The sequence below is a fragment of the Paenibacillus sp. FSL K6-3182 genome, assembly GCF_037976325.1.
In the GTDB taxonomy this organism is placed as follows: domain Bacteria; phylum Bacillota; class Bacilli; order Paenibacillales; family Paenibacillaceae; genus Pristimantibacillus.
Genome location: NZ_CP150265.1, coordinates 3,542,408 through 3,558,758 on the forward strand (window position 1 = coordinate 3,542,408; position 16,351 = coordinate 3,558,758).

At 40.4% G+C, this 16,351-nt stretch carries 21 protein-coding genes; 17 read left to right on the top strand and 4 right to left on the bottom strand.

The window, feature by feature from the left end:
* The first annotated feature begins 5 nt into the window (after nucleotides 1–5).
* From MHH56_RS15435 to MHH56_RS15455, 5 genes are all read left to right on the top strand, one after another.
* Complete coding sequence (locus MHH56_RS15435) at nucleotides 6–383, top strand: glyoxalase superfamily protein (protein WP_339209156.1); 378 nt, start codon at nucleotides 6–8, stop codon at nucleotides 381–383.
* 38 nt (nucleotides 384–421) lie between these two features.
* The gene (locus MHH56_RS15440; protein ID WP_339209158.1) at nucleotides 422–1,225 is read left to right on the top strand and encodes an inositol monophosphatase family protein; all 804 of its coding nucleotides are present in this window, start codon (nucleotides 422–424) and stop codon (nucleotides 1,223–1,225) included.
* An 81-nt stretch (nucleotides 1,226–1,306) separates the two neighbouring features.
* Nucleotides 1,307–2,038, top strand: coding sequence for a ZIP family metal transporter (locus MHH56_RS15445; RefSeq protein ID WP_054024887.1), 732 nt, complete (start codon nucleotides 1,307–1,309; stop codon nucleotides 2,036–2,038).
* Nucleotides 2,039–2,150: 112 nt separating this feature from the next.
* Nucleotides 2,151–3,116, top strand: coding sequence for a nucleoside hydrolase (locus tag MHH56_RS15450; RefSeq protein WP_339209161.1), 966 nt, complete (start codon nucleotides 2,151–2,153; stop codon nucleotides 3,114–3,116).
* 6 nt (nucleotides 3,117–3,122) lie between these two features.
* Nucleotides 3,123–3,635 carry an acyl-CoA thioesterase gene (locus MHH56_RS15455; RefSeq protein ID WP_339209163.1) on the top strand — a complete coding sequence of 171 codons (513 nt, stop codon included), beginning with the start codon at nucleotides 3,123–3,125 and terminating at the stop codon, nucleotides 3,633–3,635.
* Nucleotides 3,636–4,059: 424 nt separating this feature from the next.
* On the opposite strand, the gene MHH56_RS15460 is transcribed toward MHH56_RS15455, so the two are convergent.
* Entirely contained in the window at nucleotides 4,060–4,188 is a 129-nt protein-coding gene (locus MHH56_RS15460) for a hypothetical protein (RefSeq protein ID WP_256710960.1), read from the bottom strand.
* Nucleotides 4,189–4,343: 155 nt separating this feature from the next.
* On the opposite strand from MHH56_RS15460, the gene MHH56_RS15465 reads away from it, so the two are divergent.
* From MHH56_RS15465 to MHH56_RS15480, 4 genes are all read left to right on the top strand, one after another.
* Nucleotides 4,344–4,994, top strand: coding sequence for a phosphatase PAP2 family protein (locus MHH56_RS15465; protein ID WP_339209167.1), 651 nt, complete (start codon nucleotides 4,344–4,346; stop codon nucleotides 4,992–4,994).
* A gap of 186 nt (nucleotides 4,995–5,180) precedes the next feature.
* The gene (locus MHH56_RS15470) at nucleotides 5,181–5,477 is read left to right on the top strand and encodes a hypothetical protein (protein WP_339209169.1); all 297 of its coding nucleotides are present in this window, start codon (nucleotides 5,181–5,183) and stop codon (nucleotides 5,475–5,477) included.
* Nucleotides 5,478–5,816: 339 nt separating this feature from the next.
* Nucleotides 5,817–6,767: an alpha/beta hydrolase gene (locus tag MHH56_RS15475; RefSeq protein ID WP_339209170.1), complete on the top strand. Its 951-nt coding sequence runs from the start codon at nucleotides 5,817–5,819 to the stop codon at nucleotides 6,765–6,767.
* Between the two features lie 445 nt (nucleotides 6,768–7,212).
* Nucleotides 7,213–7,890 carry a stalk domain-containing protein gene (locus MHH56_RS15480; protein ID WP_339209172.1) on the top strand — a complete coding sequence of 226 codons (678 nt, stop codon included), beginning with the start codon at nucleotides 7,213–7,215 and terminating at the stop codon, nucleotides 7,888–7,890.
* A gap of 103 nt (nucleotides 7,891–7,993) precedes the next feature.
* On the opposite strand, the gene MHH56_RS15485 is transcribed toward MHH56_RS15480, so the two are convergent.
* Entirely contained in the window at nucleotides 7,994–8,545 is a 552-nt protein-coding gene (locus tag MHH56_RS15485) for a TetR/AcrR family transcriptional regulator (protein ID WP_339209174.1), read from the bottom strand.
* A 149-nt stretch (nucleotides 8,546–8,694) separates the two neighbouring features.
* Here MHH56_RS15485 and MHH56_RS15490 point away from each other — a divergent pair, with 149 nt between their 5' ends.
* Nucleotides 8,695–9,618 carry a 2-dehydropantoate 2-reductase N-terminal domain-containing protein gene (locus MHH56_RS15490; protein ID WP_339209177.1) on the top strand — a complete coding sequence of 308 codons (924 nt, stop codon included), beginning with the start codon at nucleotides 8,695–8,697 and terminating at the stop codon, nucleotides 9,616–9,618.
* A 28-nt stretch (nucleotides 9,619–9,646) separates the two neighbouring features.
* The gene (locus MHH56_RS15495; RefSeq protein WP_339209178.1) at nucleotides 9,647–10,264 is read left to right on the top strand and encodes a hypothetical protein; all 618 of its coding nucleotides are present in this window, start codon (nucleotides 9,647–9,649) and stop codon (nucleotides 10,262–10,264) included.
* 305 nt (nucleotides 10,265–10,569) lie between these two features.
* Here MHH56_RS15495 and MHH56_RS15500 read toward each other — a convergent pair whose 3' ends face one another.
* Nucleotides 10,570–11,421 (bottom strand): SDR family NAD(P)-dependent oxidoreductase, encoded by an 852-nt coding sequence (locus tag MHH56_RS15500; protein ID WP_339209180.1) that lies wholly within the window; start codon nucleotides 11,419–11,421, stop codon nucleotides 10,570–10,572.
* A gap of 166 nt (nucleotides 11,422–11,587) precedes the next feature.
* Here MHH56_RS15500 and MHH56_RS15505 point away from each other — a divergent pair, with 166 nt between their 5' ends.
* From MHH56_RS15505 to MHH56_RS15530, 6 genes are all read left to right on the top strand, one after another.
* Nucleotides 11,588–12,094: a MerR family transcriptional regulator gene (locus MHH56_RS15505; protein WP_339209182.1), complete on the top strand. Its 507-nt coding sequence runs from the start codon at nucleotides 11,588–11,590 to the stop codon at nucleotides 12,092–12,094.
* A 224-nt stretch (nucleotides 12,095–12,318) separates the two neighbouring features.
* Complete coding sequence (locus MHH56_RS15510) at nucleotides 12,319–12,801, top strand: NUDIX hydrolase (protein ID WP_339209183.1); 483 nt, start codon at nucleotides 12,319–12,321, stop codon at nucleotides 12,799–12,801.
* Between the two features lie 420 nt (nucleotides 12,802–13,221).
* Nucleotides 13,222–13,416, top strand: coding sequence for a hypothetical protein (locus MHH56_RS15515; RefSeq protein WP_339209186.1), 195 nt, complete (start codon nucleotides 13,222–13,224; stop codon nucleotides 13,414–13,416).
* A 353-nt stretch (nucleotides 13,417–13,769) separates the two neighbouring features.
* On the top strand, nucleotides 13,770–14,771 hold the full coding sequence (locus tag MHH56_RS15520) for a helix-turn-helix transcriptional regulator (protein WP_339209187.1): 1,002 nt from the start codon (nucleotides 13,770–13,772) through the stop codon (nucleotides 14,769–14,771).
* Between the two features lie 22 nt (nucleotides 14,772–14,793).
* Nucleotides 14,794–15,024: a DUF1643 domain-containing protein gene (locus MHH56_RS15525; RefSeq protein WP_339209188.1), complete on the top strand. Its 231-nt coding sequence runs from the start codon at nucleotides 14,794–14,796 to the stop codon at nucleotides 15,022–15,024.
* A 528-nt stretch (nucleotides 15,025–15,552) separates the two neighbouring features.
* A complete protein-coding gene (locus MHH56_RS15530) occupies nucleotides 15,553–15,822 on the top strand; it encodes a hypothetical protein (protein ID WP_339209189.1) in 270 nt (89 codons plus the stop codon).
* Nucleotides 15,823–16,044: 222 nt separating this feature from the next.
* Here the strand turns inward: MHH56_RS15530 and MHH56_RS15535 are convergent, their stop codons facing one another.
* Entirely contained in the window at nucleotides 16,045–16,347 is a 303-nt protein-coding gene (locus MHH56_RS15535) for a hypothetical protein (RefSeq protein ID WP_339209190.1), read from the bottom strand.
* Nucleotides 16,348–16,351 lie beyond the last annotated feature (4 nt).

The window sequence follows — 16,351 nt, forward strand, 5'->3', positions numbered from 1 at the left end:
GTATAATGATGACTTTTCATATGAAATCAACCGTACCGATTCTTCGCATTTTTGATGAAGCAAAAGCACGAGACTTTTATTTCAATTTCTTGGAATTTAAATGCGATTGGGAGCATCGTTTTGAGCCAGACTTGCCGCTCTACATGCAAATCTCTAATGGCGATTGTGTCATCCATTTATCGGAGCATTATGGCGATAGTACGCCTGGTTCAGCAATCCGCATTGAAGTCGACAATGCCAAGGCGCTTCAAGAGCATTTGTTAGCCAAAAAATATAATTTCGCTAGACCAGGCTTTGATGAAGAATGGAATCAAGTGAGCATTACAGATCCATTTGGAAATCGTCTGCACTTTTATTCTGCTAAGACTGAGGAAATTAGTTAGATACGGTTGAATAAGAGACATGTGAAGGGGCTGAAATATTGGATCAATTGATATTAAATACGGCTAGAGAGGTTGCTATTGCTGCAGCTTATGAAGCGGGCCGGCTAACACGCGAGAAGTTTGGAACATTGGATCATTATGAAGAGAAAGGCGACCATGGCGATATCGTTACGGAAGTCGATTATTTGGCAGAGAGCATCATTCTAAATAAGATTAGAAGCGTATTCCCCGATCATCGCATTCGATCAGAGGAATATGGCGAGAATGATCTGACTAGCGAATGGCTGTGGTTGGTCGATCCCCTTGATGGAACTAATAATTTTGCGGTAGGATTGCCGTTGTTCGGCATCTCGATCACGCTCTCTTATAACTTTAAACCGGTGTTGGCGGTCATTTATGAGCCGATGACAGATCGTTTGTACGTGGCAAGCTCAGGCGAAGGCACTTTATGCAATGCTTGGCCAATACATATGAAACAATCAAAGGCTTTTGCAAAAGCGAGAGTTGGCTGGATACAAGGTCATGCGGTGCAAAATGAACAGCGTGCCGTAACGCTTAGGCATTACATAGACGTTAACACGAAGCGGATGATGCGGCTGTGGGCGCCAACGCTGCAATGGACGATGCTTGCCAGAGGGGATTTGGATGCAATCATCGTTTACAACTCGGAGGGTGAGGATCTATATTCTGGTATTGTAATGGTTCAGGAAGCCGGCGGCGTTGTCATTGATTACGATGGCAATCCCTTTAAGGGCGTAAATGAAGAGCCTTATTTAATTGCATGTCACCCTGATCACCAGACGTATTTTATGAACCTTGTTAAACAAGGACTGTCAACGTAAGAAAAGGATGGAAATCGCATTATTCGTATAAAATAAGGAAACAGTTTTTGGGTAGTGATCGACCCGCTAAGGAGAGACAACATGGTAGAAGCACTCATAGGAAGCTTTATTTCTGCAATGGCTACCGTGCTAGGCGCGGTTCCGCTGCTCTTCGTCAAAAGTCTTTCGGAAAAATGGAAGGACATATTGATTGCTTTTACAGCTGGCATCATGGTTTCTGCGTCTACCTTTGGCTTGCTGCCGCAAGCTCTCAAGGAATCTGGGCTAATCCCACTGACGTTAGGACTTTTAATTGGCGTGATTGCGCTTGACCTCATTGAAAAAAATCTACCCCATATCGATATTGAGCAAAAAAGAGGGATCTCATCCTTTGACAGCAAGTCGCTGCTCGTCATATTTGCATTAATCATCCATAACATTCCGGAGGGCTTAAGCACCGGCTTTAGTTATGCTAGTGCGAATGGCGGACTTGGACCGATGGTAGCTATTGCAATCGGGGCTCAGAACATGCCGGAAGGGCTCGTCCTTGCCATCTTCCTTATTCATTCCAAGGTGAGCAAGCTGAAGCTTATGCTAATCGTAACCTTGACGGGTCTAATGGAGGTTGTCTCTGCGATAGTCGGTTATTTTGCTGCAAGTTATGTGGCTGGGCTTATTGGCTATGGACTTGCGTTTGCATCTGGTGCTATGTTGTTCATCGTCTATAAGGAGCTGATTCCTGAGACACATGGACATGGTTATGAACGTTCTGCAACCTATTCCTTTATCATAGGGCTGCTTGTTATGGTGTATATTAGTCATTTCTTTGGTTAATCATTCCAAAATCAAGATGTAATTTTGAAGGGAAGCACAAACTTTATATTTTAATTGGTTTTTCAAGCTTTATTCGTTTACAATGAACGATAGAAAAGGGAGGTATCATAATATGTCGAAGATAAACAGGATGTTGCTTGACGTTGATACAGGCATTGATGATGCTTTAGCCATCTTATATGCACTGCTTTCACCAGAGATTAAGGTAGAGGGTATTACGACGGGATTTGGGAATATCGACGTTGAACAAGCTACGGAAAATACGCTGCGTGTCATTCAAGTTGCAAATTGCGGTTATGAGGTTCCTGTTGCGAAGGGTGCTTCAGGTCCGCTCAAGCGTGTGTTCCCAGGCGCTGTCGCTCATATTCATGGACATAATGGCATCGGCGATGCAGAATTGCCGCCAACTCATCAGAAGCCTCTGGTGGGTATATCTGCAGCGGAATTCATCGTTCAGAAAGTGAATGAGAGCCCAGGAGAGCTTATTCTTGTAACCGTTGGCAGACAAACGAATCTAGCGCTTGCTTTACAGCTTGATCCTTCCATTGTGACGAAATTCAAAAAGGTCGTTATTATGGGTGGAACAGTGTTCGCACCAGGTAACATTACACCGGTGAGCGAAGCAAATCTGTACGGTGATCCAGAGGCAGCAGCGCTTGTATTCGAATCAGAGCTTCCAATTACAATTGTCGGCTTGGATGTAACACAGAAGACTCGTCTTACAAAAACACATATGGAGCAATTATCACGCGAGATTGCTGATGATAAACATGAAATCCTTGATTTCCTAAATGTCGCTTTAGAGCGTTATTTTGAATTTTATGCATTTTCCAATCACTTTGACGGCGAATGTGCAATGCATGATCCGTTAGCTGTTATTGTAGCTATTAATCCTTCTCTCGTGAAAATAGAAACGATGAATGCGGTTATTGACTGTGGTGAAGGTTTAACGGCAGGGATGATCATTACGGATCGAAGAGTACGTTCGGTTGTAGGCCGTCCTGTTGATTTCTGTTTGGAAGTTGAGCAGGAGAGAGCGATCTCCCAGCTATTATCCGTATTTAAAAAAGGGGAATAATCATCAATGGAGCAGAGGCATTCACGCGAGTCCAGATGTTACAAAACGGCAAGAGTATTTCCGCCGGACGTCAACAATCACAATACATTGTTTGGCGGGAAACTAATGGCTTACATCGACGATATTGCTTCGATTGCAGCAACCAAGCATTGCCGGCGTTCAGTCGTGACCGCCTCCACAGACTCTGTTGATTTTTTGCATCCCATCAGGCCTTCAGATTCGGTATGCTTAGAAGCATTCGTAACGTGGACAGGCCGAACCTCAGTAGAGGTGTTTGTGAAGGTAATCAAAGAGGATTTGCTAAGCGGCGAACGGAAAATTGCAGCAACCTCTTTTTTAACCTTTGTTGCACTGGATGAGAATCGGAAGCCCGTTCCTGTACCAATCGTTGTACCGGAATCGGAAGAGGAAATAAAATTGTTCGAGACAGCTGAGCACCGAGCGGACATGCGCAAGGTGAGAAGAGATGAAAGCAAAAAGTTTGCTGGATTTTTGACGGTTACTTATCCTTGGGATTAACTTTTGATTTCTCAAAAGACTGCGACAGCATAATAATTGCTGTCGTGGTCTTTTTTTTTGATGAAATTTAATTTTTAGCAATATATTTGTTGAATCGCTCTCTGTTTTTTGTGGGGAATGAGAGAAAATACAGCGTATTTGTATCGATTTATGTATAAAAATGATCCGAAATACGGGTGTAGAACGAATGTTCTCGTATAATTCAGCCTAATTAGATGATATTTTTCATCATCTTGGGCAAAATTTACTTAAATGCCGACCTGATAGGAGCTATTGCATTAAAAATTGGGTGAATTGACTAAAATTAATGGTTTTTATCACCAATATGCTCGTTTTGCGACTAGGGAACATATGTTCCATTTTTGTAATTTAGCGCTCAGATAGTAAAGGCAGCTCTTTTTATCGGAGCTGCCTAAACATTAAATTAGCAGCTTTTGTCCTTTTTCTTCGGTATAGCTTCGTCGTTTCTGCTTTGTTTATCACCAAATTGATCGAGCCTGGATGGACTTGAAGCTGGTCCATCATTATCAGGTTTATTGTTTCTTCCTGTCAATGTCATCACCTCCAGCATTATAGGGTGAGCAGGATCTGTCCATTTCATACCTACAAAAAATCGATGAATTGGAGCCTGTTTGTCCAATTAGACGTAGTAGTGTATGTACATCATTTTTTCAGTCTAATTATTCAGAGTATGGAGAGTGCTGCAGGATGAATTTCACTTTCGTTTTTACACGTGCATTTTTGTTAAGTTTAATGGGTGCAATCGGGTTCATATGGATATCCATTTGGATTGGCGATCAGCGAATTGCAAATTTTGATCAGAGCATCATCAGTAAAATTCAAGGATCGGAATCTGATACTCTTACAGCGATAATGAAGTTTTTTTCGTTTATTGGATCAGGAGTTATGGTTTCTATTTTAGCCATCATCATGTTAGTCGTATTAGCAAAATTGCAATATAGAAGAGAACTGTACTTTTTTGCAGGAATCTTAATTGGATCAACCATTTTAAATAGTGTGCTAAAATTGAGTTTTCAACGTGTCAGGCCAACGATTTACCGCATTATTGAAGAAAATGGCTACAGTTTTCCGAGTGGACATTCCATGGCCGCTTTCACTTTTTACGGGATTATCATTTTTCTATTATGGAAGCATATTCCGAAGGCGTATTGGCGTATCATTTTGATCTTAGTTGGTTCAGTTATGATACTGGGGATAGGGATTAGCCGGATTTATTTAGGGGTCCATTTTCCAAGTGATATTGTAGGTGGATATTTGGCTAGTGGGACATGGCTTACTGTATCGATCGGTTTGTATCAGTATGTGCTCGATAGAAGAAATGGGAAATTGAAAAGTTAACTGGGCTGGGACTTTATCAAGCATCATTATATGTATATGAATGATTAAAACAACGGGTTTGGCCAAAATTATCCTAATTCTTAATAAAATGATCGGAAGAGAGTGTCTCTTTCCGGTCATTTTTTTGTAAAGTGTAGAGACTATTTGGTATAGTTGTCGTTAATGACGAAGCATTGAGGAGTAAATATGAATTGTATTGCTATCCAGCATTATTATAAAGTGAAAAGAGAAATCACAAGTGTAGAACAAAAAACAGTAGTGGATGAACGTCTTATGTATTTATACAAAGAGAAAATTGTTACTAAGTACCGTGAGTTTCCGATAACGGAAGTATTCGATCTATCTTTTAAACCGATTGGCGGGGATGGTGGTATTTTCTATTTGCACACGCTGCAGGGTGTTTTCTCGTATATGATATCCGCAGATCCAGTGTCTTTTATAGAAGCGTTTAAGGATTTAAGCAGCTCTTCTCCAAAAGAATGATTCATGTAGAAAATGAACCAATAGCGTTGTAGCTCTTGATGAGACCGCCCTTGATTAAAGGCGGTCTTTACATGTTTAAACAGGTATCCATTTCGCCGAATTTGAAGAAGAACGAACCTATCTGCTGTAATCTTAGCTGTAATCTTAATGGAAGCTTAATTGTTGGCTCCAATAATGAATAAGAGTTAAGGTCTAGTTAAAACTGAGTTACACAAGATCTAAGAGTGGTTTGTTAGTATGAGGAAGACAAAAGCAAAGCTATATAAATAAGCAGGTGATTTATCGGAGATTCAACTGAATTGGTTAAAACAAAGAATGTAGAATAAGGGGAGAAAATGAATGATGAAAAAAATACTTAGATTTTTACTTAAAGCTGTAATTGTCATTATTATAGCTATTGTAGTTTTTCTAGCCGTCGTTTTTATCGTTAATATCATCAGCAATAAAACGGACAAAGATAAAATCGTATCTTATGGTCAGCTTGTACCTGTAGATGGAAAAAATATGAATGTTTTAATTCAAGGGGATGGCACAGAAACGGTTGTCCTGCTGCCTGGTTACGGAACAGGAGCGCCAGCGCTTGATTTCAAACCACTAATTGATGAGTTGGCACCATTTTACAAAGTAGTCGTGATTGAGCCATTTGGGTATGGCTTAAGTGATGTTACAGAAAAAGAACGTACTACTGAAAATATAGTGAAAGAAATTCATGAAGCGCTGCAACAGCTAAATATTAACCGCTACACGTTAATGGGCCACTCTATAGCTGGTATTTACGGTCTAGATTATGTGAACAAATATGAGAATGAAGTTACAGCATTTGTTGGGATAGACAGCAGTGTTCCAACACAAGGCGGTTTAGATGAACCATTTCCATCAGATGTTTATAAAATACTCAAAAAGACTGGTTTCTTGCGATTGTTATCGAAACTAACCGACGATCAGCTTATTGCACCAGAAGTTAATGATGAAATGAGAGAGCAGATTAGAATAATCTCTCTCAAAAATATGATGAACCCCAATATCATTAGTGAAGGGGAAAATTTCAAGCCTAATTTTGCCGCTGTTGAGAATTCGAAATTCCCGAAAGACCTTCCTGTTATTTTCTTTTTAGAAGCGAATAATACGGATGTTGAAGGCTGGGGAAAATTGCATGATGAACAGATAAAAGATCTAGTTCATGGAAAATTGATGACATTTGAAGGCACGCATTATCTACACCATACAAGGTCCAAAGAAATCGTGGAAAACTATAGGAGCTTTATGGAGGATGTAAATAAAGGCCAGTAGAAAGTTCTGGCAATATACAATTGAATATAAAGCAGGCGCTCCTGGACTACTGCCGGGAGCGCCTTTTTTCGTGTTAAGTATGATAATACATAGAAGAAACCTCGATTTTGTTTCCTTAAGCATGGATTTGAAAACCCTGAAATCATCATCTACCTTTCTATACAAGAGTGAACAGCCGGAATGAGAGAAGTAGGGAAATAAACTGACAGCGTGATCCTTCCGGAGCCTATGCCCTTAGAAAGGGTTGGGATAATCAGCAGCTTGGAAGAAGGGAGAAATAGAAATGAAGTATTGGGCTTTGTGATATAATAAGGTAAAATCTTCAACACCATAAACGAAGAGACGATCCCACATGTAGCGTCATCTTTCAGAGAAATTATCTCTCAATAACCGTTGTTTCCGGAGTTCCTGGATTTGAAGACATCCCAAGAGGAGGAAAACAGAAATGAAGAAGAAGATGGTTACGACTTTATGCGGTACCATGATACTTTTGGTAGGCATAGGCACAGGTGCTTTCGCGAGCTCGAATCTCCAAGAAATTAAAGCGTTGTTAAACGGAGATTTAAAAATCAGAGTGAATGGGGAGATTACCCCTCTCAAAGATGGCAATGGCAAAGCGGTACTTCCTATAACTTATAAAGGAACTACATATCTTCCGGTACGATCTGTTTCTGAGCTGCTGGATGTTCCGGTGAAATATGACGGGACAGCCAAAGAGGTGATTATTGGCGAACAGCAGGCAGGCATTTCCGTGAAGCAGGAGGATTTTAACACCAGTCTGCATACCAAGGACCCTGCACTGACCAAATACGGCGGCAAGAATTATAAGGAAGTTCTGTACAGCGCACCTAATTCCAATATTAAATATACCGCGCTCAGCCCTAACGGCAAATATCAGAAGCTTGTTCTGCAATTCGCTGCAATCGGCAAGGAAGTGGAGATTCTTGAAATTAGGGATAATGACAAGAATGTGCTCCTTAAAAAAGTAGAGAAGATTCTCCCTAATAGTGATCTCCAGACGATTGAGGTAGATATTTCTGGAGTAAAGAACATCGCAATAAATGTGACACAAGCTGTTGACGGCGGGTTCATTATTCCGCTAGATACTTCAATTTACAAGTAATATTAAGCAGAGAAGCCCACAATGCCCGTATAGGCGTAGTGGGCTTATTTTCATGTGAAATTACATTAGATTTTTTCTTGTTCTTTTGGTTTGAATGACAGACTCATTCTTTAAAATAGGGCGTAATCCCGCTTGAATATAGGTTCTCCACTAACTTAAAAAATTGTTCTGACGATAAATCCTTTTGACGCTGGAGCCAAAGACGAAATAAAGAAAGGGAAGTTGTCAGGTAAAACTCAATTAAGTATGGCGTTAAGGAATGGTTTTGCGGAACGTTTAATTTTAATTGATCCAATGTGATTTCATTTTTTAAGCGTTTTAAAAAACGGGCACTTCCATAATCACCCAAAAGTGCATTAAGAACCAGGAGATGTTCTCTTTTGTCCAGACAATAGAGCGTATCTTGAACCGTATGAATCGATAGCTCTTTATTCGCCAATTCTTTTTTCATGTCATTCAATAAGTCATTTTCAACAGAGTCTAACAATTCGTAAATGTCGATAAAGTATTGATAAAAGGTGCTGCGGTTATATCCTGACTTATTCGCAATTTCCTGAACCGAAATTTTCTCAATCGGCTTTTGGCTATATAACTCACAAAAAACTTCTACAAATTTTTGTCTTGTTTTCTCCGTTATTTGGGGTTGCTTTTTCATGTTTCCCTCCTATTAGCGAATAAGAATATCATCCGACAAATAATAAAAAACTGATGGTTGATCAAGGAATAATAAAGATTTACAATCACATCATACAACATGTTGTCTGATAATCAAAAAGGAAATGTTTATAAGTAGGGGTGGTTTAAATGTCAGCAAAACAAGATAGAATTTTAATTTTTGGTGCGGGTGTCATCGGGAGCATGTACGCAATTAAGCTTATTGAAGCAGGGTTTGACGTTACCCTGTTTGCACATTCTAATAGATTTAAATCATTAAGAGAAAATGGCCTGCAATATAAAGTAAAAGATACAGTTAGATCGATACAAGTGAATGTCATTGATACGCTCGAAAATGACGATATATACGATTTTATTTTCGTTACCGTTCGTTATGATCGGTCCGAATCAGCGTTGTTAGCGCTAAAAGATAATCAAAGCAAAAATATAGTTACGATGACTAGTAATTCAATTGGATTTTCTTCGTGGCTGGATATCGTAGGGGATAGACTTTTACCAGCTTTTCCCGGCTTCGGCGGACAGATTAAAGATGGAGTATTGCATGCTCGATTTCTACCAAAGATTATAGTAGCAACTGCATTTGGAGAAATGAATGGTGTAGTGACAGAACGCATAGAAAACCTAGCAAAATTATTTAAAACAGCAAAGCTTCCCTACGTTATTAAAAAGGATATGCAGGCGTATCTAATCACACATTCCGTATCAGACATTGCTATGTTGAGCGTTTTGCATTCTGAGAATAAGATAATTGACAAAAAAACAGTCAGATCCAGAAAGACGGCACGCAAAATAACAGTCACTTTAAAAGCGTATCTAAGAGCAATACAAAAAGCTGGCGTTTCAATAGATCCACCAATGCTTAAAATAGTGCTTAAATTTCCAAACTTATTTTTGGATCTTTTCTTTATGACATGGCTACGAACTAATATGGTTAGGGATATGATGTTGCCGGATTATGCGAATAATGCTAACAATGAGATTTTGCAGCTAAGTCATGATTTAATGAAATTTTTAAGTCAAAATGAGATCAAATCGGAAATACATGTTCAGTAATATTCGAGTATTGTTAAGGAGTGAGAAAATGAATGTTTACTCGAAACACATTAGAATAATCATTCTTGGTGTTGTTTTAACCATTTGCATAGTGGGAGGTACTATGGCGTTTCAAAGCGATGCTAAAAGCACGATTAATCAAAGCCTCACAAATCTTCCTAGCTATCCTGAAAATGAAAATGGACAGACATACGGTTCTGCCAATGAAACCACTTCTGTTGAAATGCAGCCTGACTTAATTTTTTCAGGAAGTGTGAATGGCATTGCAGGATATTTGCTGAAAAAAGATTATCTTGGTGAACTTAGTCGTAATGTCCAACTATATGATGTTGATGGAGTAAACATAATTGGTTCTTTGTATATTAGCCCTAAGAATATGAACTATCCTAAAAATAAAAACGGACAGACATACGGTTCTGCTGCAGATGCCACTTCCTACGAAACGGGACCTGATTTAATTAGTGCAACAGGTGTGGATGGCACTACGGGATATTTGCTAAAAAAAGATGTAGATGGTGAGCAGCCTAAGACACCCGAGGAAGCTCTAGCTATACAAAACAGTAGACCCCCAGGTGGTTATGATATCCCGCTATATGACGTTGATGGTAAAACCGTTATTGGTGTCTTTCATATTGGAGGCAATTGATAAAAAAAATGTCTTTCAATTGTTAAGCTAACGGGAGGTTTAGTGCAGGGTAAGCAGGTGCTGAACGAGTTGAGTGTCTTATTTGTGAACTTTGCGATGGACTAGCCCGCAATTCAAAGTAAGTCCATTGTCCATGAGAAAGTATCTAAGTTTTACTTTGAACGGCTGCAAAAGTTGAAGGAAACAGTGCACTAAAGGGAGACAATAGCGTAATATCCAGGAGCAATTCGCCGTTGCTGCAATTGCTCCTTCTGTCATTAAGCTAAAGAGTAGGTTAGTGCAGTATTCTGTTCAAGGTCTGGGCTTCAAGACACGAGAAATTCGTGTTCATAAATCGCTTGAATCCTTTCCAGAACGTTCTGCGCCTGCTCTTTAAACTTTAATTCCGCAACCCGTCCTTTTAGCAAAAATACGCCGTTCTCATGATGGTGTTCACCAAGAGACCCTTCATACAGCTTGTTGGCACCGAGGGTAGGAGGCGAGAAAAATAGCTTCATCAATACTTCAACCAAAACGGGTAGTCCGGATTGTTTCCCTTTTCTAAGTGTATTGTTGCTACCTGGGTCAACGCTACGGATCTTGATACCATTCTTGGCGAGCTGAGGTGCAATGGCCAGAGTCCACAGAGAAAGAGCTAGCTTTGAGGTCGCGTAAGGACCAAGCAACTTGCGAAAGGTTTTGGGATGCTCCAGGTCTTCGATGGAAAACTCTTTTGTAAATTTTAGAGCTGAAGATGAGGTATTGATTACCGTTTTTAAACGACTGATTTTAATGAGTTCCTTCAATTCCATCAGAATAATATACGGAACGACAGTCATCAGTTCATAATGTTTCTCGCGTCCTTGTTTCGAATAGCTCAGCTCGGGAAAAGACCCTCCGGCGTTATTGAACAAAATATCGATCCGCTGCTCTTTGCTTTTGATCTCTTCCAAAGTAAGCCTCAAGCAGGCATAATCGGCGAGATCATCCGTTTTATAAATTCGAAGCGAACCGCTCTTGACCGCATTGTGGATGCTCCTATCATCGGCTGGAAAATCAGAACGGTTTACAGCAACCACATGCCAGTTCTCCGACAGTAATTTCCGTGTTAGTTCTAACCCGATCCCAGCGCTTGCGCCTGTAATCAATGCGATATGTTCACTCTGGTCCTTGTTCATTGTACATCTCCTTTTTAATTTGATTTGATAGTGCACATTCTATAACTTGAAGTCGACTCCAAGTCAAGACGCGAAAACAAAGCTTTTCTCCAAGGATAAGAGATTTGACTTAGAGCCAGCTTCAAGATGTATAATGTACAAAAATCAATCTTAGGGAGGGAACAGGATGAAGGAAGAGCAATGCTTTACGATAAAGCAAACCGCTGGACAAACCGGAATTACTGAGGATACGATCCGTTATTACGAAAAGATCGGGCTGCTGCCTCGCGCAGAGCGGAAGGATAACGGGCACCGCATCTATCGGCAGGAGGACATCAATACGATCCGGCTGATAGCATGCCTGAAAAAAACGGGGATGCTGCTAGAGGAAATTCGACCTTTTTTGGCGGTCTCGGCCGATACTGATCCAGCGGAATATCCGGAGCTTGTGGAACTCTTAAGAAGTCATCGTGAAAATATTATCAGCCAGATCACATCACTGCAGCAAGTTGTTGATTTTATCGACATGAAGTTGGAGGAGGGGAGATATAGACGGGACTGCAAGGATGAAGGTCTAGACGGCGTACCAGTGAAAATGTTGGGTGAACCGAAAACAAAGCCTGTCTCACCCGGCGAGATGAGGTATTTTTCCGTATCGGCCAAAGCGGGCAAGTCACATGCTTCGGTAAGATAAGCTCGCCATAACAAGAGGAGAGGTTACTTCCCCACATAAACTGCTGTAGTCCGTTGAGCTAACGGGGAACGATAGTTGAATGATACATATTGATGAGCAGGTGCTACGGCAGCCTGCTTTTTTCATTGAAATGGGGCAGGATAGTTTGAAGTTTGCGTAGAATAATCCTATATAGCAAATCCATATTTTGGTTAATTCGATAGTGTGAAATGGGGTTGATACAAATGTTTTTAGTAAATTCTCGTGCCATAATTGAAAGAATAGTAAACGGAATATTAGAAATAGTAGTACAGACAAGGGATAAAGCGGGTGAAACGAAAAAAATTGAACTTCCTGGTGGCAGAATTGAGCAATATGAATCATTAACACAAGCTCTAATAAGGGAAGTTAAGGAAGAGACTGGACTGGATGTAGTTGAAATTGAAGGCGAGGATACACGGGTCGATACAACAGGAATCGACCCAGAATTCCAAGTGGAATGTATAAGACCGTTTGGAGCTTATCAAACAATAAAGGGTCCTTTCGATTCAGTTGGAGTTTATTTCCGTTGCAAAGTGCAAGGGGAGTTATTATCTTCAGGTGATGATACTAAGAACCCACGATGGATTTCAGTAGACGAATTAAGACGTTTGATGGATGATGAACCTTTGCAATTTTCTAATGTAGACAGAGCAGGAATAATGTTTTACTTAAAATCACTCAAGTAGACTTGGGTTTACAATTAAGAGCCTGGGAGAAAAACACCCTGGAGTAGAGCGATTTGAATGTAATTTCTCACAACATAAATGATTGTACAAACGGGGAACTATAGCTTAATTATCTATCAAAAGAACGAGGCTGCCGACATAAATCGGCAGCCTCGTTGAGCTGACGGGCAGTTTAGTTTGAAGGTATGATACACAGAGGATGTAAGAAGGGAGCAATAAATTATGTTGCCTCTATCGAACAAAGTCACATTGTCTTCCATTGATGGTTCTGCAAAGCTTATACTAGCGACAAGATATCTGGTTCATATTAATTATACTTTTGATATGACAGGAGCAACAAAATTCATATCACATACTTCTCATTCTTGCGTGAGATAAGAACAGATTGAGGGTATTGTTTGTTGTATCGACCAAGGAATAATGGCAGAACTTCAAGATAATGATTCTGATGGGTATATAAAAATAAGTTTCAAGGAAGATACCATTTTTGTTCACGCACAAATCGGTGGTTCGCATGAAGAGAGTGTTTACATTGAATTTATAACAGGAGGAAAAGCTGTACTCAAATTTACCACGGGGCTAAGAGAGCTTCTAAATAATGAGGATATTTACTAAGTTACATTGTACTAACGGGTAAGTTTAGTTCAATAGCATACAACGATGAGCAGGCGCTGTAGTGACCTGCTCATTTCATTAAACTAATGGGCAGTTTAATGGATAAGATTCGTAGAAAAAACCTATAAATGAAAGTGACAAAAGTAGTGTAGGTCGGGTGGATTCCAGATCTCGTATATGCTGCGGGATCTTCTGGCTACCCTCACTGGCGATTTTCAATCTGGACAATTCTACCGGCAGTTGAATAAAGCGGATGTGACAATTCAACCAACGCTTGATAGAATCACGTTTGCGGAAATGCTATGCTTTATTCGACGGTGCGCACTGTACATTTTTTTTATGGAGGTAATACGATGCTCGACTTACGTAAAATTGGAGCTTATATTTCGAAGCTTCGCAAAGACCAGGATCTGACCCAATTGGAACTTGCAGATCAACTGAATTTAAGTCATCAAGCGGTATCGAAATGGGAACGGGGCGACTCGATACCGGATATCGGAACGCTTCCGCAGCTTGCGAGGTTATTCGGAAAAACGGTAGACGACATTATTAATGCAGGAGAAAACGCAGAAAATCGGGAACACCAGAACCTAGGAACGATCGTTGAGGAGATCGCAGGGAACAGGCCAGAACAAGTTGCAGAGATGGTCAATACCGGAGAGGTGGAGGTGGAAGAGCTTGTAGAAGTAGCGCCGTTTGTAAAGGCAAGCGTTCTGCATAAGGTTACTGAACGATTAGACAGCAACGTCTTTACGTTAGACGTGATCATGAGGCTGGCTCCGTTCCTTGGAACAGACACATTGGATGAACTGGTTCGTCAGGCAGAAGAGGGCGAGATTGTGTGGAATGTCATTACCGGACTCGCTCCGTTCGTCAGCAGTGACACATTAAACCGACTGGTAGATAAATCAATTGACGGTTCCTTAGAAGTGCACAATCTTGTTGGAATTGCGCCGTTTCTTGGAAGAGAACATTTAGATCGATTGGTACAACATGCAGAAGAGAGCAGCTTGAGCTGGCATTCTATTCAAGGGCTGGCACCCTTTATTAGTAGAGAGACATTAAGTCGTTTGGTAGACCGGGTTGTAGATGGCACCATTGATGCGAACCGGATCGTAAGCCTCGCACCTTTCCTGAGTAGGGAACAGGTGGATCGGTTGGTACAAGAAGCCGAAGAAGGAAGCTTGAGCTGGAATGCCGTGAATGGACTGGCGCCTTTTACTAGCAGTGAGACATTAAGTCGTTTGGTAGACCAGGTTATAGACGGTACCATCGATGCGAACCGGATCATAAGCCTCGCACCTTTTCTGGACAGGGAAAATCTCGAGAAGTTGATTGGTGGAATATCCAAGTAGAGCAAATCAATTCGAATCAGATATGACGATCAATAATGTATTGCATTTTTGTCACAATAAATATTCAGGCGTGTTTATCGCAAACTTGTTTCCAATTTACGAGCAGGACCCAAAGAAATTGAATGAGTATACCCGTAATCCAGAATATGCAGAACTCATGGCCAAAAAAAACCAAGCGATACATGATATGCTCTTGAAGAATCCTCACATCAAGGATGTCATCATAGCTTGGGGGACAATGAATCAAAACTAGGTGGTAAATATCAAAAAGCAATCAATAGCGTTCTTGAAATTCTAAAAATCCATAAAAGGCCTCTTTTTGGGATGCGATTTTTAGCCAGTAGCCAGCCTTGGCATCCACGAAATTGGGGGGCAAGGGAGGGGTTATGAGCTCGATCTATATAAGTGGGATAGTACAGTTCAATAAGTTCGAATAGTAAACGGATGGACAACCGCAACTGCAAAAAAGACGGCAGCTGCGGTTTCACTATTGTTAGCATATTCCGACCAAGGCCAGCCTTCATGGTTCGCCGCTGTTTCATTTTTATGGTCAGTCTATAACGATGACCAAAAATGCTTTAGCTAAAGGAATATAGGAGTGACAAAATAATTCAAATAAATAATCAGTGATTGTGATACAAGCCATAGATGTCCGATGACAAGAATATGTACCGATTGCCGATGAGCCAACGGGCAGTATAAAGTAACAAATCCGAAAAAAATACGTCTAAATATTGGAAGCTATAGTGTTAAATGTTATGAAATAAAAAAACTTCGCACAATGAAAGGAGAAATCGTAATGACAAGGAACAATATCAGTGAACCAGAGAATGGTAATACCATTACTCCACAAAAACCGTCTACACCTCCTAATCCTGCAATGGCACGCTTGTATGTTGATGGCCATATGGGGAAAGATGTGGTCAAGGCTATTGAGATCATCGGCTATGATGCTTCCAGTCAGACTTATACAACTGTTGATTTGTTTGGTAGGCAAAATGACACAGGGGATTATGTGGTTGGAATCCGATTGGAGAAATTAATTGTTTAAATAAATTTGTGTAATACATGAACCGTAATGGTCAAAATAAAGATCATCCTTTTGTTATAAGAGGTCGGGAAACATAAGTTCAGAAACGGTTATCGGTACACATTCTTGTCATCCGATGTCAGAGGACAACAACATAAATGTATTGGAAACCGCCTAAACAGCGGTTTTTTTGTTGTAAGGATATATGTACTTGTCCAAGCCTGAAGACAAGTACATATATCCTTAGCCGAGATTGAAAAGAACATATACGCATAACCGATTAATCTTGAGATAAGGAACTATCGTTAACTCTATGCTATCCCAGCTAATAATAAGCAGCAGAGAAGGCAACGGGAGAATGCCTTCTCTTTTGATTGCCGAACGATGTCTTAATAAAAACGAAGTGCCAGCGGTGATAAGTTTTTGATATTGTAATTGGGAATCAAAACTGAGTTGGATCATTGAAGCTGTGTTCAGCTTGACCAAGCTTGAAACCTTTACGTTTCCAACTTGTTTTGTCGGTGGGGAGTGCTCATTCGCCTTCATCGCA